13 protein-coding genes and 1 other RNA gene are annotated in these 22,111 nt (G+C 68.1%); 3 read left to right on the forward strand and 11 right to left on the reverse strand.

From position 1 onward, the window contains the following. Window position 1: 1 nt before the first annotated feature. From AAFN89_RS14495 to AAFN89_RS14545, 11 genes are all read right to left on the reverse strand, one after another. Entirely contained in the window at window positions 2-1,459 is a 1,458-nt protein-coding gene (locus tag AAFN89_RS14495) for a UDP-N-acetylmuramoylalanyl-D-glutamyl-2,6-diaminopimelate--D-alanyl-D-alanine ligase (RefSeq protein ID WP_347539788.1), read from the reverse strand. Next, complete coding sequence (locus AAFN89_RS14500) at window positions 1,456-2,916, reverse strand: UDP-N-acetylmuramoyl-L-alanyl-D-glutamate--2,6-diaminopimelate ligase (protein ID WP_347539789.1); 1,461 nt, start codon at window positions 2,914-2,916, stop codon at window positions 1,456-1,458. The genes AAFN89_RS14495 and AAFN89_RS14500 overlap by 4 nt, the downstream gene beginning before the upstream one ends. Then, complete coding sequence (locus tag AAFN89_RS14505; protein WP_347539790.1) at window positions 2,916-4,664, reverse strand: penicillin-binding protein 2; 1,749 nt, start codon at window positions 4,662-4,664, stop codon at window positions 2,916-2,918. Before AAFN89_RS14505 ends, AAFN89_RS14500 begins: the two co-directional genes overlap by 1 nt. Next, complete coding sequence (locus AAFN89_RS14510) at window positions 4,661-5,215, reverse strand: hypothetical protein (RefSeq protein ID WP_347539791.1); 555 nt, start codon at window positions 5,213-5,215, stop codon at window positions 4,661-4,663. Before AAFN89_RS14510 ends, AAFN89_RS14505 begins: the two co-directional genes overlap by 4 nt. Next, window positions 5,212-6,162: a 16S rRNA (cytosine(1402)-N(4))-methyltransferase RsmH gene (gene rsmH, locus AAFN89_RS14515; protein WP_347539792.1), complete on the reverse strand. Its 951-nt coding sequence runs from the start codon at window positions 6,160-6,162 to the stop codon at window positions 5,212-5,214. The genes AAFN89_RS14510 and rsmH overlap by 4 nt, the downstream gene beginning before the upstream one ends. Then, window positions 6,159-6,635, reverse strand: a complete 477-nt coding sequence (locus tag AAFN89_RS14520) for a division/cell wall cluster transcriptional repressor MraZ (RefSeq protein ID WP_347539793.1) — start codon at window positions 6,633-6,635, stop codon at window positions 6,159-6,161. The genes rsmH and AAFN89_RS14520 overlap by 4 nt, the downstream gene beginning before the upstream one ends. 340 nt (window positions 6,636-6,975) lie before the next feature. Beyond that, window positions 6,976-8,262: an NAD(P)/FAD-dependent oxidoreductase gene (locus tag AAFN89_RS14525; RefSeq protein WP_347539794.1), complete on the reverse strand. Its 1,287-nt coding sequence runs from the start codon at window positions 8,260-8,262 to the stop codon at window positions 6,976-6,978. A 67-nt stretch (window positions 8,263-8,329) separates the two neighbouring features. After that, window positions 8,330-8,738, reverse strand: an RNA gene (gene rnpB / locus AAFN89_RS14530) — RNase P RNA component class A. Between the two features lie 55 nt (window positions 8,739-8,793). Then, window positions 8,794-10,935 (reverse strand): excinuclease ABC subunit UvrB, encoded by a 2,142-nt coding sequence (gene uvrB, locus AAFN89_RS14535; RefSeq protein ID WP_347539795.1) that lies wholly within the window; start codon window positions 10,933-10,935, stop codon window positions 8,794-8,796. Window positions 10,936-11,106: 171 nt separating this feature from the next. Then, window positions 11,107-12,024, reverse strand: a complete 918-nt coding sequence (locus tag AAFN89_RS14540; protein WP_347539796.1) for a hypothetical protein — start codon at window positions 12,022-12,024, stop codon at window positions 11,107-11,109. A gap of 147 nt (window positions 12,025-12,171) precedes the next feature. Continuing rightward, window positions 12,172-12,351 carry a hypothetical protein gene (locus tag AAFN89_RS14545; protein ID WP_347539797.1) on the reverse strand — a complete coding sequence of 60 codons (180 nt, stop codon included), beginning with the start codon at window positions 12,349-12,351 and terminating at the stop codon, window positions 12,172-12,174. A 203-nt stretch (window positions 12,352-12,554) separates the two neighbouring features. Here AAFN89_RS14545 and AAFN89_RS14550 point away from each other — a divergent pair, with 203 nt between their 5' ends. The 3 genes from AAFN89_RS14550 (at window position 12,555) to AAFN89_RS14560 (ending at window position 21,960) form a co-directional block, all read left to right on the forward strand. Further along, window positions 12,555-13,757 (forward strand): aspartate transaminase, encoded by a 1,203-nt coding sequence (locus AAFN89_RS14550; protein WP_347539798.1) that lies wholly within the window; start codon window positions 12,555-12,557, stop codon window positions 13,755-13,757. Window positions 13,758-13,864: 107 nt separating this feature from the next. Beyond that, window positions 13,865-19,972 (forward strand): filamentous hemagglutinin N-terminal domain-containing protein, encoded by a 6,108-nt coding sequence (locus AAFN89_RS14555; RefSeq protein WP_347539799.1) that lies wholly within the window; start codon window positions 13,865-13,867, stop codon window positions 19,970-19,972. 188 nt (window positions 19,973-20,160) lie between these two features. Continuing rightward, the gene (locus tag AAFN89_RS14560; protein WP_347539800.1) at window positions 20,161-21,960 is read left to right on the forward strand and encodes an ATP-binding protein; all 1,800 of its coding nucleotides are present in this window, start codon (window positions 20,161-20,163) and stop codon (window positions 21,958-21,960) included. The last annotated feature ends 151 nt before the right edge of the window (window positions 21,961-22,111 follow it).

The following is a 22,111-nucleotide window of genomic DNA, read 5'->3' on the forward strand; positions in this document are numbered from 1 at the left end:
GTCAGGCCCCCGTCGCCGTGCGAAGGCCGTTTTGGGCGTCGCCGCCCGGCTCCAGCGCCTGGAGGGCAGCCACGATCGGCGCCATCCGGCTGCCCAGCGATCCCTTGACCATCACTACGTCGCCGTCGCGGACCGCGTCCGCCACCAGCGGGGCCAGGGCGGCGCTGTCCGGCGCGTAGCCGCCGCGCATGGCGGGGGGCAGGGTGTCGTAGAGGTTCGCCATCAGCGGTCCGCAGGCGAAGACGAGATCGACCTTACGGGCGATCAGGTCCTCCCGCAGGCCGGCATGGAGGGCCGCCGCCTGTTCGCCCAGTTCCAGCATGTCGCCCAGCACCGCGACATGGCGGCCCTGGGGCCCCAGATCGGTCTGGCCCAGCACCGTCAGCGCCGCCGCGAGCGAGGCCGGGCTGGCGTTGTAGCTTTCATCGATCAGCAGGAACGATCCCGAGCGGCCGTCCCGCCCGAAGCGGATGCGGGACCGCGCGCCCCGGCCCTTGGGCGGGGTGATGCGCGCGAGGCCGCGCGCGCCGGAGGAAAGATCCGCGCCCAGCGCCTTGACCGCAAGGAGGACGGCGAGGCTGTTCGTGACCCAGTGGCGGCCGGGCGCGGAAAGGGAATATTGGACGGGTTCGCCCATCACGACGGCGCTGACCGCGCTGGCGTTGGCGTGGAGCGAGCAATCAGTAAGGCGGGCGTCGGCGTCGGGATGGTCCCCGAAGCTCCAGATGCGCCCGACGCCCTGGGTGCGGGCATGGGCGAGAAGCCGCGCGAAATGCGGGTTGTCGCGGTTCAGGATGGCGATGCCGGTCGGCCCCATGCCGGCGAAGATCTCCGCCTTGGCGTCGGCGATCGCTTCGACCGAGTCGAAATGCTCCAGATGCACCGGTTCGACCGTCGTGACGATCGCGACATGAGGCTTCACCTGCCGGGAGAGGGGCGCGATCTCACCCGCATGGTTCATCCCCAGCTCGAAGATGCCGTAGCGCGCTTCCTCCGGCATCCGGGCGAGCGACAGCGGCACGCCCCAATGGTTGTTGAGGTTGCCGACATTGGCGTAGGTCGGGGCCTGATCCTCCAGGGCCAGACGCAGCGCCTCCTTAGTGCCGGTCTTGCCGACCGACCCGGTCACGGCGGCGATCAGGGCCGGGCTGCGTTCCCGCGCCACCCCGCCCAGCGAGACCAGGCCATCCATCGTATCGTCGACCGTCAGCAGCGGCGCGTCGCCGGGCAGCCCCTCGACCGGCCGGTGGATCATGGCCGCCGCCGCGCCCTTCGCCAGCGCATCGCCGACGAAATCATGGCCGTCGAAGTTCGGCCCTTGCAGCGCGATGAAGAGGTCGCCGGGCCGGACCGAGCGGCTGTCGATCGAGATTCCGGTCGCCGCCCAGGCGGGACCCGTCGCACGGCCGGCGGTCGCCGCCTCGGCGTCGAGAGAGGTCCAGAGCGCGTCGCCGGTCATGCCGCCTCTCCGCCAAGCGCCGCGATGGTCTTGCGCGCCGTCTCCGCATCGTCGAACGGCCGGACCGTATCGCCGACGATCTGGCCCGTCTCATGCCCCTTGCCGGCGATCACCAGCAAATCCTTCGCGCCCAGTCCCCGGATGGCGTGGTCGATAGCTTCCGCCCGGTCGCCGATCTCCGTCCCGCCGGGACAGGCGGCCATGATCTCCCGCCGGATTGCGGCCGCATCCTCCGTCCGGGGGTTGTCGTCGGTGACGATGACCCGGTCGGCCAGCCGCGCAGCGATCCCGCCCATCACCGGGCGCTTGCCGGAATCCCGGTCGCCGCCGCAGCCGAAGAGGCAGACCAGAGCACCCTCCGTATGCGGGCGCAGCGCGGTCAGCACGGTTTCCAGCGCGCCGGGCTTGTGGGCGTAGTCGACATAGATCGAGGCGCCGTTGGGCAGGCGGCCGATCAATTCCATCCGGCCGCGCACGCCCTTCAGTCGGCCCAGCGCCGAGATCGCATCCATGTCCTCCACACCGCCGGCCATGACGAGGCCCAGCGCGCAGAGCGCGTTCCAGCTCTGGAACGGGCCGACCAGCGGCAGCGCCAGCGTGACGGAACGGCGGCGGACCAGCAGCTTCAACTGCGTGCCGTGGGCAACGGCCGCGATCTCCTCGATCCGGATGTCCGCGCCTTTCGCTCCATAGGTCATCATCTTGCGCCCGGCGCGGGCGACGGCCGATCCGATGCGGATGCTCTCCGGCGTGTCGGCGTTGAGGACGGCCATGCCGCCGGGCGCCAGAACGTCGGTGAACAGCCGCGTCTTGGCCGCCAGGTAGGTCTCCATGTCGGCGTGATAGTCCAGATGGTCGCGGCTCAGATTGGTGAAGCCGGCGACCGTCACCCGCACCCCGTCCAGCCGATGCTGGTCCAGCCCGTGGGACGACGCCTCCATCGCCAGGTGCGTGACGCCGGCTGCCGCCAGGTCGGCGAGCCCGGCATGGAGCGTCGCCGGGTCGGGCGTCGTCAACGCGCCATAGGTCTCCATTCCCAACGCGGTGATGCCGAGCGTGCCCAGGCTGGCGGCCTTGCAGCCCAGATGTTCCCACATCTGGCGGGCGAAGCTGACGGTGGAGGTCTTGCCGCTGGTGCCGGTGACGGCGGCGATAGTCTCCGGCTGCGCGCCGTGGAATTCCGCGGCCATCAGCGCGAAGCGGCGGCGCGGGTTCTCGTCGGTGATGAGGGCGACCTTGCCCGCCGCGCCGGGCGGCAGCATCGTGCCGGCGGGCGCGAGGACGGCGGACGCGCCGGCCCGGATCGCGTCCAGGATGAAGGTCCGCCCGTCGGCCTTGCTGCCGGGCAGCGCCGCGAACAGGTAGCCGGAACGCACTTCCCGCGAATCGGACGTAAGCCCCCGGAGATTGCTCGAGGGGCTGGGGGAGGCGGGGCGATGTTCGGTCAAGACGGTCATCAGTTCATGTAGGAGGCCAGCCGGCCTTCCAGGGGCACTCTGGAATTGAGGTCCACGTAGAGCGCTTCGCGGACCTCCGGATTTTCTTCGTCGATCGGCGGAATGCCGACCATCGGGGCCATCTGCTCGATCACCCGCCGGACGACCGGCGCCGCGACCCAGCCGCCTGTCTCATAGCCGTAGGTTGACTCGTTCCCCTTGGGTTCATCGAGCATGATGAATACGACATATTGTGGGTCGGTCATCGGAAAGGCGGCGATGAAAGAGGACATCAGCGCGTGCCTGTCATAGCCGCCGCCGACCGCCTTCTCGGCCGTTCCGGTCTTGCCGCCGACGATGTAGCCGGCGGCGTCGGCGTTCCCGCCGGTGCCCCCGACCACGACCAGCCGCATCAGCCGCCGCATCTGATCGGACACCTGCTCGGAAATGACGCGCGTCCCGACCAACTCCTCGCCCGGATCGTGGCGCAGCAGGGTCGCGTCGTGGAGAATGCCGCCATTGACGGTCGCGGAGACGGCGCTGACGAGCTGCATCGAGCTTACGGCCATGCCGTGCCCGAACGCGATCGTCATCGTGTTGATCTCCCGCCAGGGGTCCGGGATGATCGGGTCCGCCACCTCCGGCACCTCGATCGGGGAGGGGTCCAGCATCCCCATCCGGCTCATGAATTCCTGCTGCACCGGGGTGCCGGCGGCCATCGCCATCTGCACCGAACCGATATTCGAGGAGTACATGAAGATTTCCGGCACGGAGAGCCAGCGCGCCTTGGGATGGTCGTCATTGATGGTGAAGCGCCCGACCCGGATGGGGTTGGTCGCGTCGAACCCGTCATCCATGTCGACGACGCCCGTCTCCAGCGCCATCGCCGTGTTCAGGATCTTGAAGGTCGACCCCATCTCGTAGACGCCCAGCGTGGCGCGGTTGAACCGCGTCTCCGGCGGCACGGTAGCCGGCTCGTAGGGGTTGAAGTCCGGCATGGAGACCATGGCCAGCACTTCGCCCGTATTCACGTCCATCACTATGCCGGCGCCGCCGATGGCCTGAAATTCCTCGATATTGGCGGCCAGCTCGTCGCGCACCAGCGACTGGATGCGCATGTCGATGGACAGCGCCAGCGGCTCCCCGCCGACCATGAGCTGTTCGTTGAAATACCGCTCGATCCCGGCCAGGCCGCGCCCGTCGATATCGGTGAAGCCGACGATGTGGGAAGTCAGCGGCCCCATCGGGTAGATGCGCTGCTCTTCGGTCTGAAAGGCGATGCCGGGGATGCCCAGCCGGTTGAGTTCGTAATGCTGGGTCGGGGTCAGGCCGCGCTTGATCCAGACGAACCGGCCGTCGCCCGCCAGATCCTCCACAAGATTGGCGTAGTCCAGCTCCGGCAGGATGGTGACCAACTTGTCCGCGGCCTCTATGGGATCGAGGATCAGGGCCGGGTCGGCGTAGAGCGAGGCGACCGACAGGGTGGTCGCCAGGATCGTGCCGTCGCGGTCCGTGATCTCCGCCCGCGTGCCGGTCGGCGCCGATCCGGTGACGGCGCTGGGCAGCCGGGGTTCGACGCCGCTTTGCAGCACGGTCGCGTCGACCAGCCGTCCGCCGACCGTGACGAAGGCGAGCGCGAAGACGACGCCGGTGATCATCAGCCGCATGCGGCCGGTCTCCAGCGCCTGCGCGGCGCGGCCGTTGATCCGGACGCGGCGCTCCGACGACGGCAGGGTTTCGGCGAAACGGTCGGCGGTCAGGTCGCTCATTGCGCGCCTCCCGTCCGGCGGGCGCGGAAATCGGCCAGCACGGCGGCCAGCGGATCGGCCGCCGGCGCGGAGACGCGGACCAGCGGCCCGGTCGGCTGGAAGGCCGGAACCTCCGGCGTCGCCTCGACCATCGCCGGGACCACTCCTTCGCGATCCATCAGCGCCGGGGCCTGCTCCGCGACCAGCGCGGGACCGTCGGTCGAGAGCGGCGGCGCGGATGGGTCGGGCTTGCGGGAAGGCACGGGATAGCCCGGCATCTCCGGCGGGCCGGGCAGCGGCATCGGGATCTCCTCGATGCTTGCGACGATCTGTCCGGCGGTCATCGGGGAAAGCTCGGAGAATTGCGCACCCAGCTCCCGCAGGCGGCTCGGCCGGTTGAGGAACGCCCATTCCGCCCGTAGGACGCGGATCGATTCCTGCTCGAACAGGATCTCGCGGTTGAGCGAGGTCAGTTCCTCGTCCAGCGCCTGGACCTCGTAGCTGATATGGAAGAGAAGGCCGCTGGCCGCGCCGGCGAGCCCCATCACCAGGAGGGTGGGAAGCTTGATCATGCCGCCAGCGCCTCCCAGGCCGGGGCGTCGGTCCTGACCGCCGCGCGCAGGCGGGCCGAGCGGGCGCGGGGGTTGTCGCGAAGCTCCGCCTCTCCGGGCGAGACGCCCTTGCGGTCGACGATCGTGAAGGTCGGCGGGCGATGCTCCGCGTCGATCGCGGGCCGGTGGCGGGAGACGCCGCCCGTCCGGCCGGACCGTTCGGCCAGGAACCGCTTCACCCGGCGGTCCTCCAGGCTGTGGAAAGAGACCACGGCGAGCCGCCCGCCCGGACGCAGAAGGCGTTCGGCGGCGCTCAAGCCGCGGTCGAGTTCCCCAAGTTCGTCATTCACATAGATGCGCAGGCCCTGGAAGGTGCGGGTGGCGGGGTCGATCCCGTCCTTCGATTTAGGCACCACGCCGCGCACGATCTCCGCCAGCCGGGCCGTTCGCTCGATCGGCGCGTCCTTGCGCGCGGCGACGATGGCGCGGGCGACGCGGCGGGACAGTCTTTCCTCTCCGAATTCGTAGATCACGCGGGCGAGTTCGGTTTCCTCCAGAGTGTTCACCGCATCGGCCGCGCTGGGGCCGTCATCGCCCATCCGCATGTCCAGCGGGCCGTCGGCGCGGAAGGAGAAGCCGCGCGCCGGATCGTCGATCTGGGGGGAGGAGATTCCGAGGTCGAGCGTCAGGCCGTCCATCGCTCGGCCGCCGACCAGCCGCTCCATATCGCCGAACGATCCGCGCGAGAGGTCCAGCCGGTCGCCGAATTCCTGCTGCAGCGCCTTGCCAGCCAGGATTGCCGCCGGGTCACGGTCGATGCCGATGACCTTGCAGCGCGCGGCCGTCAGCAGCGCGCGGGCATAGCCGCCGCGGCCGAACGTGCCATCCAGGATCACGTCGCCATCCTGAGGAGAGAGCGCGGCGACGACTTCCTTGAGGAGAACCGGAATGTGGGCGAAGCCGGTCATCGGGCCTCTCCCGACGGTGCGGCCGCCGGCGATTTCGGCAGGGTCAGCCCGTTCTTCAGCGTGGCTTCCTGCGCCTCGGCCCGGTGAGCCTCCAGCGTCTCCGGACGCCAGATCTGGAAGTAGCGGCCAAGGCCGACGAAGGCGGCTTCCCCGTCGATCCCGCACTGCTCCAGCAGCGGGCGGGGCAGCATGATCCGGCCCTCCGGATCGAGCGCCAGGTCCCGGGTCTTGCCCAGGATCGTGTGTTCCAGATTGCCGCGCTCACGGGAGAACATCGGCAGTTCGTCCAGGCGGCTGACGAGCTGTTCCATCCAGGAATGGCTGTTGGCGTCGATCGTCGGCAGTTCGTGGTGCGGGGTGACGAACAGGATGGGGGAGCCCGACGCCTCCAGCGCGGCACGGAACGACGCGGGCACGCTGACGCGGCCTTTCTTGTCGATCCGATTCACGTAGGTGGACAGAAACAGGGCCACTTCATTCCCCCGACGTCGGCGATCCCTCCGCCCTTAGGTCGCGCCTCCCGACTGCTCGACGCCGTCACCGGGATGAAGTGAGGCGCATCCCATCTTGATTTGGGATGTTATGGGATATCATGGGAAATTGTGGGCCGTCAATCGAATTGGCAGTAAAACCTTGGCTTTCCAAGAGGTTTCGCCATCGATCTGGTCGCGATTACCAAGCCCGTGAACCTATTCCACTGGTTCAAGGTTTAATAGAGTTTTGCGTGTGGAGTTAATATGGCCGGACAAGTTTGTTCTATTTATGTTCTGATCCGGCCAGGACTTTCCCCATGAAATCCCAAGGGAAGCCGCCTCAATGCATCTTCAGTTCGGGCTGCGCCGTCCGGCGAAGCTGGTCGATCATCATCATGGCGGCGGTGCGGGCCGGCCCCAGCAGGACCGACTGATGGTTGCGGTAAAGCAGGCGGTAGGCAATGAACGCCGCCCATCCGTCGATCATCATGCTGCGGCGCAGGCGTGGGCTGATCAGATTACCGACGGTCGAATAGTGCGCGAGGGACACCAGCGAGCCGCGATCCCGATAGACGAAGGGCGCGACAGTCTTGCGGTCCAGATGGTCCGGCAGCGCCTTCGCCAGATAGCTCGCCTGCTGATGCGCCGTCTGGGCTCGTGGCGGCAGCGGACGGCCGTCGGGACCAGGAGCGTAGGCGCAGTCGCCCATCGCGTAGATTGTGGGATCGGTCGCCGACTGGAGCGTCGGGCCGACGACGATCTGGTCGGTTTTCGGGCTGGTCTCCAGCCCGCCCAGACCCTTCAGGAAGGAGGGCGCCTTGACGCCGGCCGCCCAGACGGTGAGGTCGCTCTCCAGCCGGGTCTCGTCGTCCAGATGGACGCAGGCCGCCTCGACGCCGGTGACGCTCCGGCCGGTCAGGATGCGCACGCCCAGCTTCTCCAGCGTCTCCGCCGCCGCCTCGGACACTTCCGGCGGCAGCGGCTCCAGGATGCGGTCGGCGCGCTCGATCAGCGTCAGCGACAGGGCCGGGTCGGGAAGGTCGACGCCGTAGCGGCGAAGCATCTGCGCCGCTTCCCGAATTTCCGCCGACAGCTCCACGCCGGTCGCCCCGCCGCCGACGATGGCCACCCGCGCCGGCGGCCGGGCAGGTGCGATCGAATTGCGGGCGAGAAGGCCCAGAAGGGCGCGGTGGAACCGCTCCGCCTGGTCGCGCCGGTCCAGGAACCGGCAATGCTCCCGCACGCCCGGAACGCCGAAATCCGCGCCGACGCTGCCGATCGCGATCACCAGCGTGTCGTATTCCGCCGTTCGTTCGGGAAAGATCACCTTGCCGGAATCGTCCCTGACGGACGACAGGCCGATCGTCCGGGCCTGCCGGTCCAGCCCCGACAGCGCGCCCAGCAGGAACCGGAACCCGTTCGCTCTGGCGAGCGCGATGTAGCTCATCTCGTCATGGTAGGAATTCAGGGTGCCGGCGGCGACCTGGTGGAGCAGCGGCTTCCACAGATGGGAGGGGCTCATGTCGACCAGGACGATCTCCGTCCCGGCGCGCCGCTTCCGGCCGAGCCTGCAGGCCAGTTCCAGCCCGCCGGCGCCGCCGCCGACGATCATGATCCGATGGGGCATTTCCATCCTTTTCGCGTCAGCCTCGCGGACTTGAATGTAGCGTAGGTCCGCAAGGTTTCGACCGGAAAGCGCCAGACGGTCTGTAAGCCGGGTTCTGTCCCCGCCGCTTTTCCCCTTAAGGGAAGTCGGACGGGGGATGGCCATTCCTCTGGGACGCCCGTTGCCGGACGCCTCTCGCGACCAACCCGGGCGGCGGGCGGAAACGCCCGTGGGCCTCAAGGACCCTTCCGCCCCTATTCGGTCTTGCTCCCGGTGGGGTTTACCGTGCCGCCCCTGTTGCCAGGCGCGCGGTGCGCTCTTACCGCACCCTTTCACCCTTGCCCAGCCATCCGAAGAAGGCGGGGCGGTTTGCTTTCTGTGGCACTTTCCCTAGGGTCGCCCCCGCCGGGCGTTACCCGGCACCGTGTTTCCGTGGAGCCCGGACTTTCCTCCCCCGATCGCCCTAGAGCGCCGGGAGCGGCCATCCGACCGTCTGGCGGCGCGCACCCTAGTCCCGCCGGACGCCCGCCGCAATCGGAATGGCGCGGCGGTTCAGGGGCCCTTGCGCGACCGGCGCGGCCTGCGGCCCGATTTCTCCGAAGATGAGCGGGCCGAGGCGCTCGACGTTATGTCCGTATCGGGCAGCCCCAGATCCATCGCCTCCAGCCGGCGCAGCTCGTCCCGCAGGCGGGCCGCCTCCTCGAACTCCAGGTCGGCGGCGGCGGCGCGCATCCGCTTCTCGATATCGGCGATATGGTCCTTCAGCGTCTTGCCGGTGAGGTGCAGGACGTCCTTGTCGCCGGTCTTCACCGTCACCCGGTCGCCGCGCTCATAGACGCTTTCCAGTATGTCGGAGATGTTCTTGCGGATGCTTTCCGGCGTGATGCCGTGGGCGGCGTTGTAGGCCTGCTGCTTCTCCCGCCGGCGGCTTGTTTCCTCAATCGCCGCTTCGAGGGACTTCGTCATCCGGTCGGCATAGAGCACGGCCCGCCCGTCGATGTTCCGCGCCGCCCGGCCGATCGTCTGGATCAGCGAGGTGCGGGAGCGGAGATAGCCTTCCTTGTCGGCGTCCAGGATGGCGACCAGGCCGCATTCGGGGATGTCCAGCCCCTCGCGCAGCAGGTTGATGCCGATCAGGATGTCATAGACGCCCAGCCGCAGGTCGCGGATGATCTCGATCCGCTCCAGCGTCTCCACGTCGGAATGGATGTAGCGGACCTTCAGCCCGGCCTCGGTCATGTACTCGGTCAGCGCCTCGGCCATCTTCTTGGTCAGCGTCGTGATCAGCACGCGCTGGCCCTTGGCGATCACCTCCCGGCATTCGGCCATCACGTCGTCGACCTGGGTCGCGGTCGGGCGGATGTCGACCACCGGGTCGATCAGGCCGGTCGGGCGGACGATCTGCTCCACGAACACGCCGCCGGTGCGCTCCATCTCCCACGCCTGCGGGGTGGCGGAGACGAAGACCGTCTGGGGGCGCATCGCCTCCCATTCCTCGAACTTCAGCGGCCGGTTGTCGACGCAGGCGGGCAGTCGGAAGCCGTATTCCGACAGGATCGTCTTGCGCGCCCGGTCGCCGCGATACATGCCGCCGATCTGCGGCACCATGACGTGGCTCTCATCGACGAACAGCAGCGCGTCATCCGGCAGGTATTCGAACAGGGTCGGCGGCGGGTCTCCCGGCGCGCGGCCGGTGAGGTAGCGGGAATAGTTCTCGATCCCGGCGCAGGCTCCCGTCGCCTCGATCATCTCGATGTCGAACTGGGTGCGCTGGTCCAGCCTCTGGGCCTCCAGCAGCTTGCCCTGGCTCTCGAACTCCTTCAGCCGAACCTTCAGATCCTCCTTCATCTGGCGGGTGGCCTGGTGGAGGGTCGGCTTCGGCGTCACATGGTGGCTGTTGGCGAAGATACGGACCTTCGGCAGCGTCGCGTACTTCTCCCCGGTCAGCGGATCGAACTCGTGGATCGATTCAAGCTCGTCCCCGAACAGGGATATCCGCCACGCCCGATCCTCAAGATGGGCCGGGAAGATCTCGACCACGTCGCCGCGCACCCGGAAGGCGCCGCGGCCGAACGCCATGTCGTTGCGCTTGTACTGGATCTCGACAAGCTGCTGGAGGAAGTGCTGGCGGTTCAACCGCTGGCCCTTCTCCAGATTGATCGTCATGCCGGTATAGGTCTCCACGTCGCCGATGCCGTAGATGCAGGAGACGGACGCGACGATGATCACGTCCTTCCGCTCCATCAGCGCGCGGGTCGCGGCGTGGCGCATCCGGTCGATCTGCTCGTTGATCGAGCTTTCCTTCTCGATATAGGTGTCGGTCCGGGCGACGTAGGCTTCCGGCTGGTAATAGTCGTAATAGGAGACGAAGTACTCGACCGCGTTGTTGGGGAAAAAGCTCTTGAACTCCCCGTACAGCTGGGCCGCCAGCGTCTTGTTCGGCGCCAGCACCAGGGTCGGGCGCTGAAGCTCCTGGATCGCGTGGGCCATGGTGAACGTCTTGCCCGACCCCGTGACCCCCAGCAGCACCTGGTCGCGCTCGCCGTTGCGAAGCCCGGTCACGAGCTCGCGGATCGCCGTCGGCTGGTCGCCGGAGGGCTTGTAGTCGGACACGATCTCCAGCGGCGCGACCAGTTCGGTCGCCGGCAGGCTGGGACGTTCGGGAAGGGCGGCGAGGAGGGGGGCGGTCGTCATGCCCCCTTATATCGCGCGCGCCGGCCGCTTTGCCAGAGGCAAGAACGGAACGGGAACCATGGAAGGCCCCTCACCCAACCCTCTCCCCGGAGGGGCGAGGGCTACCAACTTTACCCTCGCCCGCTTGCGGGAGAGGGAGGGACCCGCGAAGCGGGAGGGTGAGGGTGTTGGTTACCCGAACAGCGTCCCCGCCATGCGGTCGGACTGGAAGTCGGCGATGCCGTCCTGGCCCTTCTCTCCCGGTACCGGCAGGGAGGAGAGGGTCAGCACGGTCCAGAGCGACAGGTTGCGGTCGCCGGCCATGGGCGGCGTCGGGGTTTCCAGCGGCGCGGTCGACGCCATCCGGAACGGGTCGAACACCCCGCCCTCGTCGATCAGCGGCGACGGGTCGCGCAGCGGCCGCCAGAGGGTCGGGCCGATGTCCTGGAACTCGCCGGGCGAGATCGACTCCGCCATCGCCATGTCCGACGCGACCTTGGTGTCGAAATTGGCGTAGACCTCCTCCAGCGTGCGAGGGCGGCCGGCGGCGCGGTCGTAGAAGATTGCGCGGTTGGCCTCGGCCGCCGCCGGGAACAGGTCGGCCGCCGCGCGGTCGGGGTTGCGCCGCATCTCGTTCAGGAAATCGGTCGCCCCGCCGGCTCCCAGGAAGTGGGCCAGATAGAGTTCGGTCGGGCCGATATCGCCGCCGACGCTGCGCTCCAGATGCGCCTGGTTGTCGTTGGCGTATTCCCCGGCCATCAACGCGTTGAGCCGCGGATCGGTGCGCAGCTCCAGTATCTCCTGCCGCAGCGCGCTGTCATGGACGGTATAGCCGCCGCCCGTCCGCTCCACGATCCGGTCGGCGTAGCGGCCCAGGCCGTGTTCCGCGCCATGGGCCTTGACCATGCTCAGCCAGGTCTGGTCGATGAACTGGTAGAGGCCCGTCGCGCTGGAGGTCGACGCGCGGATGTCGGCGTCGAACCCGCTCTCCCGCGCGGCCTTGGCCATCATGTAGGAGAAATCCATGCCCGTCGCCGCGCTCGCTTCGCGCACCGCGCTGAGGACGCGGTCGGGCACCTGATAGCCGCCGATACTGTGCGAGATCGCCATGTCGCCGATCGCTCCGCAAAAAATGATCCGTTCCTGGATAAGCAAGCGCGATGCCAAAGGGCGGATCGGCGTTTTCCGCCGCCGCGGCGACAGGCGGCGGCGTGCGGCGGGGCAGGACTTGCCGGGCGGCGGCCGTTCTTGCCGGGCCTAAAGCCGCGTCAGCACAGCCGGCTCGCTGGCGACATGGGCGACCTGGCGATAATCCCCCTGAAGCCCGGCGACGGCGGCGATCAGCACGAAGGCGAGGGCCAGGCCGAAGACGATGCCGGCGCGGATGGCGGGTGACCGGAAATGCCGCCTGATGTGAGAGGGTCGTCCCTTGGCCATTGTTTCGCGTCCCCGTTCGTGATCGTCCGATCCTTGTTCTCCGACGGTGGCCGGAGCCCATGTCCATGAACCGACCCGATCGCGGCTTTTCGGGGAAGAATTGCGGCGAACATGCGGCCGCGACCGCTTGCGGCGGAGCCGGAGCGGCGCTAGGGTTCCGCCGCTTAATCCATCCCCGCACAACATCCCAAGAGCGTCCGGTCATGCCTTTCCTCGCGCAGTCGCTTGCCCGCATCAAGCCGTCGCCGACCATCGCCGTCACCCAGAAGGCGCGCGAGCTGAAGGAAGCCGGCCGAGACGTGATCGGGCTGGGCGCGGGCGAACCGGATTTCGACACGCCGGACAACATCAAGCAGGCGGCGATCGAGGCGATCCGGGCCGGCGAGACCAAGTACACGGCCGTCGACGGCACGCCTGCGCTGAAGAAGGCGATCTGCGCCAAGTTCAGGCGCGAGAACGGGTTGGACTACACGCCCGACCAGGTGACCGTCGGCACCGGCGGCAAGCAGGTGCTCTACAACGCCCTGGTGGCGACGCTGGACCCGGAGGACGAGGTGATCGTGCCGGCGCCCTACTGGGTCTCCTACCCGGACATGGTGCTGCTGTGCGGCGGCCAGCCGGTCATCGTCGACTGCCCGGCGGAGAAGGGCTTCAAGCTGCAGCCGGGCGACCTGGAGAAGGCGATCACGCCGAAGACCAAATGGCTGATCCTGAATTCGCCCAACAACCCGACGGGCGCGGCCTATTCCGAAGCGGAGATGAAGGCGCTGACCGACGTGCTGGTTCGCCATCCGCATGTCTGGGTGATGACCGACGACATGTACGAACACCTGGTCTATGACGATTTCCGCTTCGTGACCCCGGCCGAGGTGGAGCCGCGCCTTTACGACAGGACCCTGACGGTCAACGGCGTCTCCAAGGCCTATGCGATGACCGGATGGCGCATCGGCTACGCGGCGGGGCCGAAGGACCTCATCAAGGCGATGGCGAAGGTGCAGTCGCAATCGACCTCGAACCCGTCCTCCGTCAGCCAGGCGGCGGCGGTCGAGGCGCTGAACGGCCCGCAGGATTTCATCGGCGAGCGGGCGGAGGCGTTCAAGGCCCGCCGCGACCTCGTCGTCTCCATGCTGAACCAGGCGAACGGCATCACCTGCCACCGGCCGGAAGGCGCGTTCTACGTCTACCCGTCCTGCGCCGGCGCGATCGGCAAGAAGACGCCGGACGGCAAGGTGATCGAAACCGACGAGGACTTTGTCACGTACCTTCTGGAGTCCGAGGGCGTGGCGGTCGTGCAGGGATCGGCCTTCGGCATGGCGCCCTTCTTCCGCGTCTCCTACGCGACGTCGACGGAGGCGCTGGAGGAGGCGTGCCTGCGCATCCAGCGGGCGGCCGGCGCGTTGCGCTGAGATGCCCGGAGTCGGGAAAGTGTTAATGGCATTTTATATATTTTGAAAGATAACAGCGGAATCTGATATTTATCGGCCAAAAGGGTAAACCGAGGGTCGAAACCAGGATGGGCAAGGGGAAGCAGGAACGCAGGATTGGCACCGGCGGTTCGCCGGTTGCGCTGCCCCTTGCCGTCCTCATGGCGACCACGGCGATGGTCGCGCCGGGCTATGTCCGGGCGAATCCGACGGGCGGAGTCGTTAACGGCGGAACGGCGACGATCGGCGGCGAGGGCACCGACGCGGTCACCATCGACCAGACCAGTGACCGGGCGATCATCGATTGGGCCAGCTTCGATATCGGCGCCGGCGAAAGCACCCAATTCAATCAGCCGGCGGGCGGCGTCGCGCTGAACCGCATCGGTGGCGCTACGGCCTCCTCCATCCTCGGCAGCCTCGGCGCGACGGGGACGATCTTCCTGATCAATCCCAACGGCGTGGTGTTTGGCGCGGGCTCTACCGTCAATGTCGGCAGTTTGGTAGCGACGACCGCAGGCATCGCCAATGCCGATTTCATGGCCGGCAACTACAATTTCGATGCAGCTTCCGCCGTCGCCGGTGCGACGATCGAAAACGCCGGCACGATCACCGTCGCTGACACCGGCCTCGCCGCCCTGGTCGCCCCCAATGTCATCAATTCCGGCACGATCACAGCCGAACTGGGCAGGGTCGAACTGGCGGGCGCGGAAACCTTCACGGTCGATCTTGCCGGCGACGGGCTGCTGACCTTCGATACTGGCATCGCGACTTCCGTCACCCAGTCGGGCGACATCACCGCCGATGGCGGCTATGTCCGGTTGAGCGCCGGCGCGCTGACCGATCTGGTCGGCGGCACAATTAACATGTCGGGGACCATCCAGGCGCTGACCGCCAGCAGCCAGAACGGCACGATCGTGCTGTCCGGAGCTTCCAACAGCACGGTGACGGTCGACGGTGATCTTGATGCCGGCGCGGCCGGCGCGATCTTCGTCAACGCTGGGACGGGCGGTGTCACGGCCGGCGGCGACCTGACGGCCGGCACCCTCGGAATCGTTTCGGATGGCGATGCGACGCTGAACGGCGCAGGCAACGCGATCGGCACGCTCGCCGCCGATGTCGATGGCAATCTGACGCTGTCCAATAGCGCGGCGCTGACAGTCGGATCGGTCGACGATCAGGCCGGCGGGACGCTGGACGGGGTGGCTGCCGACAATGTCGCCCTGACCGCAGCCGGCAATATCACTGTCGCCGACGCCGCGCCGGTCACCGCCGCGAGCGGCGATATCACGCTGACCACGAGTGCGGCGGGAAGTCTCAGCCTCGGCGAGAACCTGAGCGCCGCTTCCGGAGATATCTTCCTCACCGCCGGGACCGGCGGCGTCGCGCTTGCCAACGGGGCGACCCTGTCCGCCGTTGGCCTCGCCATCACATCCGGCGGTTCGCTGGACCTGTCGGGGACCCATGCTGTCGGGACGCTGGCGGTCGACGCGGCGGGAGAGAATCTGACCTTCGACTCTTCCATTGCCCTGACCATCGGCACGGTCGGCACGGTGGAGGGGGTCACCGCGGCGAATGTCGACGTCTCGTCCGGCGGCAACCTGACCGTCGCCTCCACTATCGATGGCGCCAACGTGACGCTGACGACAGGAGATTCGGGCGCGCTCGCCATCAATGCCGATATGGACGCCGGTTCCAGCGACGTGACGCTGGACGCCGGGACGGGCGGCATCACGACTGGTACCGACGCCGTCATCATCGCCCAGGACCTCTCCGTCACGTCCGATGGCGCGGCTTCGCTGGGCGACGGCCATACCGTCGCCGGACTTTCCGGTACGGTCGACGGCGATCTGACCTTCAGCGTCACCGGCGGCCTCACCCTCGACGGCATCACGGCGCAGGACCTCACCATCGGCGCCGGCGGCAACCTGACCGTCGCCTCGGCCGTGACCGCAGACAATGTCAGCCTGACGACGGGAAGCGCCGGGACTCTTGCCGTCAACGCGGACATCGATGCCGGCCCCGACGATGTGACGCTGGATGCAGGCACGGGCGGCGTCACGGTCGCGACCGGCGTCACGATCGCGGCGCAGGATCTGGACGTCACCTCGGACGGCGCGGCGGCCCTCGGCGACGGGCACGATATCGACGGCTTCTCGGCCGTTGTGGCGGACGCGCTAACCTTCGGCGCTTCCGGCGATCTGAGCCTGGACGGCGTCGAAGCGTCTTCGGTCACGGTCGGCACGGGCGGCGACCTGATGCTGAACGGGAATGTCGATGCCGGTACCGGAGCCATCTCCCTGGAGGTCGATGGCGCGATATCGCACGCCGCGGGCGTCCTGACGGCGGCCAGCCTCTCGGTCGATTCCGGCGGCGACGCCACGCTCGGCGGCAACCACGCCGTCTCCGACCTTTCGAGCACGGCCGGCGGCGACCTGTCCTTCGGGGCGAGCGGCGACCTCGAGGTCGGCGTGGTGACCGCGACGAATGTGGATATCTCCGCCGCCGATGGGCTGTCCGTCACGGCGGCGGTGACCGCCGATGGCGGGGATGGCGATATCGCCCTGGCCGCCGGAGCCGGGGGGATCACCTCCGGCAACGGGCTGCTGAAGGCGCAGGACCTCTCCGTCACCTCCGGCGGCGCGGCGTCGCTCGGCACCGGGCACGACATCGACGGTCTCTCCACCGGCGTGACTGGCGTTGACGGAACGCTGGCGTTCGGATCGGCGAATGCGCTCGATCTCGACGGCGTTTCGGCGGATGGCATGGAACTGACCGCCGACAGCTTCAGCCTGAATGACGGCGTCACCGCGACCGCCGGAGACATCGTGCTCCGCGCGATCGATGGCGGCGTGGATACGAACGGCAATTTGTTCAGCGCCGCCGGGCTGGGGATCGAATCGACGGGCGCGGTCGATCTTTCGGGCGCGCATGATGTCGATGTGCTGGCCGTCGACGCCGGGAGCGGAGACGTCGCCTTTGAGTCTACAGACGCGCTGGAAGTCGGCGAAATCGACGCCATCGCCGGCGTCAGCGGCGATGGCGTGACACTGACGGCCGGCGGCGCGCTGGACCTGGCGGAGGATGTGGACGGCGCGGACGGCGACGTTTCCCTGACCGCGACCGGCGGCGGCATCGGCTCGTCGGGCGGCGCGATCACCGGCGACGCCCTCACCATCGTCGCCGGCGGCGACGTGGATCTGAGCGACAATGCCAGCAATGTCGACAGCGTCACCGCGACCCTCACCGGCCATGATTTCGCTTTCCTCGACGCCGATACGATCAGCCTCGGCGCCATCGATGCGGCGAACATAGAGGCTACGGCGACCGCCGGGGACCTGACGGTCGGAAGCGCGCTGTCGGCCGGCAATATCGACCTTGCCGCGGGCGACGGCATTGCCCTCGACCGGTCCCTGACGGCGACAGGCACGATCTTCATGGACGCCGGGGCGGGCGGCATCGCACTGGCGAACGGCATGACGCTGGCCGCCGCCGAACTCGGCATCCGGTCGGGCGGCGCGCTGGACCTGTCCGGCGACCATAGCGTCGGCACGCTGGCTGTCGATGCGGCCGGGCAAGATCTCGATTTCTCCGCCACCGGCGCGCTGGAGATCGGGTCGGTCACAGGCATCGGCGGTTCCACCATCGACGGCGTCGCGGTCGACAGCCTGACCCTCGATACCGGCGGCGCGCTCGACCTCGCCTCGGACATGACCGCCGCCGATGCGACGCTCAGCGTGGTTGGCGACATCACCACCTCCGGCGGGGTCGCCATCGTCGGCACGCTGGATATCGACGCGGCGGAGGATCTGACGCTCGATGGCGCGAACGACGTGGACAGCTTGCAGGCGACGCTGACAGGTGCGCTCGAATTTGCCGACGAGGATGGGCTGATCCTCGACGGCGTGACCGCGACGGGCGCCGACGTGACCGCCGACGGCGCGCTGACCCTGGCGTCCGACCTGGATGTCGGCACGGGCACGGTGACCTTCGACGCCGGCGGCGACATCCTCTCGACCGGCGGTTCGGTCACCGCCGCGACGCTGGACATCGACGCCGCCGAGGATGTGACGCTGGACGGCGATGTCGACAGCCTGACTGCCGATGCGTTGGGGACGGTGACTTTCGACGACAGCGACGATGTGACGGTCGATGTGACGGCGGGAAGCGTGAACGTTTCAGCCGGCGGGCTTCTGACCGTTATCGGCGCGACCGAAGCGACGGTCGGCAATCTGGAATTGGCTAGCGCCACCAAGCTCGACATCGATGCCGATCTCACCGCCGCCGACGATCTGATCCTGACGGCCGGCGCGGGTGGCATCGACGCCACAGGCGCGACCCTAACGGCCGACAGGCTGGCGCTCACCTCCGGGGGCGCGCTGGTCCTGACGGGGACGCATGATGTCGACACCATCGCCGTGAACGCCGCCGGTCAGGCATTGGCTTTCACCAACGCCGGCAGCCTCACGGTGGGTGCGGTGGACGGCGTGGCCGGCATCAGCGCGGCGAGCGCGGACCTCACCGCCTCGGCCGGCAACATCACCCTGGCTTCCGCCCTCAATGTCGGGACCGGCGCGGCGACGCTGACCGCGACCGATGGCGACATCGCTTCCTCGACGGGATCGGTGACGGCCGGCCTTCTCGATGTCGACGCCGGCGGGAACATCGATCTGGATGGTGACGTCACCACCCTATCCGCCTCCGCCGGCGGCTCGCTCGCCTTCGCCGACGCCAACGCGCTGACCGTGGCGGACGCGAGCGGCGACAGCGTGGACATTTCGGCCGGCGGACTGCTGACGACTGTCGGCGCTGTTGCTGCGACCTCCGGCGATCTCAGCCTCACGGGCAGCGGTCTCGCCATCGGCGCGGACCTCGATGCCGCCGGCAACGACATCCTGCTGACGGCGGGGACAGGCGGGATCGACGTGACCGCCGGCGCGACGATGACGGCCGACGGGTTGGGCATCGTGTCGGGCGGGCCGATCGATCTCGCCGGCCCGCACGATATCTCGACCATCGCCGTCGACGCCGCCGGGCAGGCGCTGGACTTCGCCTCCTCCGGCCCGCTCAGCATCGGGACGGTCGGCGGGATCGCCGGAATCACCGCCGGCTCCGCCAACCTCGCCGCCGGCAGCGGCGACCTCACCGTCGATTCCGGCATCCAGGCCGGCGCGGTGTCGCTGCGCAGCGGCCCGGCGGGTGGCGTCATCGTCAACGCATCGGTCGATTCCGGCGGCGGGACCATGGTGCTGGACGCCGGGACGGGCGGCGTCACCAGCAACGGGGCCGGGCTGGCGGCGGGGCGTCTGGCGATCATCTCGGACGGAACCGTCGACCTCACCCATCCGAACCGGATCGGCGTCCTGGCGGTGCGGGCGCCGGGGCGAGCCTTCAGCTTCGTCAATGACGGCACGCTTCGCGTCGGGACCGTCGCCGGCGTTTACGGCATCGATGCCGGGCCGGTCGATCTGACGGCGACCGGCGGCGACCTGATCTTCGACGCCAACCATTTCATGGGCGGCCGCAACATCCTGCGCGCGCCGGACGGGCGGGCGATCTTCAACGGCCGGATCGATGGCGGCCATGACCTCTACGTGCTGGCGCTGCGCGACGTGTTCTTCAACGCCGCGGTCGGCGCGCAAGCGCCGTTGCGCGGCGTCATCGTCGGGTCCTCCTATGATTTTCCGCCCGGCGTGGACCTTGCCGACCTGACCAGCGACACCATCCTCGCCGCCGCCGACGCGGTCGGCGACACGGATGGCAATATCGTCGTGAACGGTCTGTTCCGGACCACGGGCGCGGTCGTCATGACGGCCGACCTGATCCATGGCAGCGTCACCACCCAGCCCCACCCGAACCGCGCCTTCGACGTCGGGGCGTTGTTCGTCAGCGGGCGGTGGGCGACGGTCTATGGGAAGGTCGCCCAGTTCCACCATTTCGGGGCGGCCTACGAGGCGCGGCGGCGGCGGCTTCTGGATCTGCCCTTCAACAACCCGAACTACCCGATTCCCGAAGACTTCCAGATGAACGACTGCACGATCGGCACGATCTGCCCCGATCCGCTGGCCGTCATTCGCCTGATGGCCACCCGACCGATCGAAAGCTTCATCGGCCAGCCGCTGCTGGTGTCTCCGGTGGCGCGCATGATCGGCAACGATCAGGAACTGTTCTCCAATTCGGGGAACGAGGAGATCTGGTAGCTCCTCCCTCGGGTCCGAAACCGCAGCCGATCAAGGCGACAATGATACTTTCTTAACCAGTGTCGTTCAAAGTTCCGGGCATGGAACGACTGGGTGCGCCGCTTGGCTGGACCGACCCCGGAACGTCGGGCGTCTCGCCCTTCGTCGGCGGTCCCGCGCGCTCCGGTGGGCGATAGGGCCACCTTTCGATGAAGGGCCTCGCCTTCGACATGCTGGTGACAGGCCTCGCCCAGAATCTGGGGCTGGCCGCCCTCGTGGTGCTGGCCTACTCGGTTCTGGGTCAGAGGCTGGACCGGCTGACTTCCCGCAACGCGCAGATCGCCCATGGGGCGCTGTTCGGCCTGTCCGGCATCATTTGCATGCTGATGCCGATCCTGGTGGCCGAGGACGGCGTCTATATCGACGGCCGAACCGTCGTGGTGGCGCTGTCCGCCTTCTTCGGCGGTCCGCTCGCGGCCCTGGTCGCCGCCGCGATCACCGCCGGATACCGCTTCTGGATGGGTGGGGCGGGGGCGCTCGGCGGCGTCGTCACGATCGCCATCGTGGCCTTCACCGCCGTCCGCATGAAAGAGCGTTGCACGGGCGGCGGCCGGCCCTTGCGCCACCAGCATCTGTTCAAGCTGGGCGCGGCGGTTTCCGTCACTTCGCTCGTCGGGCTTTTGATGCTGCCGAAATGGGAGATGACGGTCGCCCTCTTCCAGGCGACCGGTCTGCCCTACATGGCGATGAACTTCATCGGCCCGGTGCTGCTGGGGACGCTGCTGCTTCAGGAGAAGCGGCGCCAGGACGCCGAACAGGCCCTGGTCGAAAGCAAGGCCCGCTTCAGCGACCTGATCACCGGATCGGCCCAGGGCATCGCCATCCATCACAATTTCACGCCGCTGTTCGTCAACGCCGCCTACGCCCGGATGTACGGCTATGACAGCCCGGCCGAGATGATGGCCCTGCCCAGCCTGCTTTGCGTCGTCCCGCCCAGGGACCGGCCGTTCGCGTCGGAGATCTGGCGGCAGATCCATGACGGCCGGCTGAACAACTTCATCTCCCGCATCGAGAACATCCGCCGCGACGGCTCCCCCATCTGGGTGGAGATCCTGGACCGCCGGGTCGAATGGGAGGGCGTATCCGCGACCCAGGTCACGGTGGTTGACGTCACCCAGAGGAAGGAGGCGGAGGACGCGCTGGCGGAACAGACCCAGGAACTGGCGGATCTGGCGGCCAACCTGGAGACGGCCCGCTACGAGGCTGAGCAGGCGCGGATCGCGGCGGAGGCCGCCAATCGCGCGAAATCCGATTTCCTGGCGACGATGAGCCATGAACTGCGGACGCCGCTCAACTCCATCCTCGGCTTCTCCGAGCTGATCCGCGATCAGCATCTGGGGGAGATCGGCATCCGCCAGTACGCCGAATATGCCGGCCACGTCCATGACAGCGGCCATTTCCTGCTGGCGCTCATCAACGACATCCTGGATGTGGCGAAGATCGAATCGGGCCGGATGGAGATCGACCCGTCGTTGATCGACCTGCGCCAGACCATCCGCGCCTGCGTCAACCTGGTCGGCATCCGGGCGATGGAGGAAGGGATCGATCTCCGGATCGACGTGCCCGCCGGCTTCGCGCCGTTCCATGCCGACGAACGGGCGGTGAAGCAGATCCTGTTCAACCTTCTGTCGAACGCCGTGCGGTTCACGCCGCGCGGTGGGTCGATCGAGGTGACGGCGCGGCGCGACGTGGATTTCGGGGTAACTCTCGCCGTCCGGGACACCGGCGCCGGCATTCCGCCCGAACATGTCGCCCGGCTGTTCCAGCGGTTCGAGCAGGTCGACAACAGCTATAGCGGCGCGAAGGGCGGCTCCGGCCTCGGGCTGGTGCTGGTCAAGGGGCTGACGGAGCTTCATGGCGGCAGCGTCGATGTCGAAAGCATGGTGGGCCAGGGCACCATCGTTACCCTGTCCTTTCCCCAGGAAGCGATGAGGCAGGTCGCGTCCTGAGGGTCTGACGTCCGCCTTTTTACCCTAGACTCCGCCATCGCGGCGGTGTGACGATGAAGGCGATAGGGAGGAACCGGCGCCCGCTGTCGCGGCGCGACCTCTTCCTTGAGGCCGCGGCGCTTATCCCAACCAAACTCCCGCGCGACGCCGT

Origin of the sequence: Inquilinus sp. CAU 1745 (assembly GCF_039839375.1) — a bacterium.
Taxonomy (GTDB): Bacteria; Pseudomonadota; Alphaproteobacteria; order DSM-16000; family Inquilinaceae; genus JBDOQU01.

Bases quoted from the DNA above. Each gene is read 5' to 3' on its own strand.
- AAFN89_RS14555 (WP_347539799.1), top strand. From the start codon at position 13,865: ATGGGCAAGGGGAAGCAGGAACGCAGGATTGGCACCGGCGGTTCGCCG.
- uvrB (WP_347539795.1), bottom strand. From the start codon at position 10,935: ATGACGACCGCCCCCCTCCTCGCCGCCCTTCCCGAACGTCCCAGCCTG.
- AAFN89_RS14510 (WP_347539791.1), bottom strand. From the start codon at position 5,215: ATGATCAAGCTTCCCACCCTCCTGGTGATGGGGCTCGCCGGCGCGGCC.
- AAFN89_RS14550 (WP_347539798.1), top strand. From the start codon at position 12,555: ATGCCTTTCCTCGCGCAGTCGCTTGCCCGCATCAAGCCGTCGCCGACC.
- AAFN89_RS14525 (WP_347539794.1), bottom strand. From the start codon at position 8,262: ATGCCCCATCGGATCATGATCGTCGGCGGCGGCGCCGGCGGGCTGGAA.
- rsmH (WP_347539792.1), bottom strand. From the start codon at position 6,162: ATGACCGGCTTCGCCCACATTCCGGTTCTCCTCAAGGAAGTCGTCGCC.
- AAFN89_RS14540 (WP_347539796.1), bottom strand. From the start codon at position 12,024: ATGGCGATCTCGCACAGTATCGGCGGCTATCAGGTGCCCGACCGCGTC.
- AAFN89_RS14500 (WP_347539789.1), bottom strand. From the start codon at position 2,916: ATGACCGTCTTGACCGAACATCGCCCCGCCTCCCCCAGCCCCTCGAGC.
- AAFN89_RS14560 (WP_347539800.1), top strand. From the start codon at position 20,161: ATGAAGGGCCTCGCCTTCGACATGCTGGTGACAGGCCTCGCCCAGAAT.
- AAFN89_RS14495 (WP_347539788.1), bottom strand. From the start codon at position 1,459: ATGACCGGCGACGCGCTCTGGACCTCTCTCGACGCCGAGGCGGCGACC.
- AAFN89_RS14505 (WP_347539790.1), bottom strand. From the start codon at position 4,664: ATGAGCGACCTGACCGCCGACCGTTTCGCCGAAACCCTGCCGTCGTCG.
- AAFN89_RS14545 (WP_347539797.1), bottom strand. From the start codon at position 12,351: ATGGCCAAGGGACGACCCTCTCACATCAGGCGGCATTTCCGGTCACCC.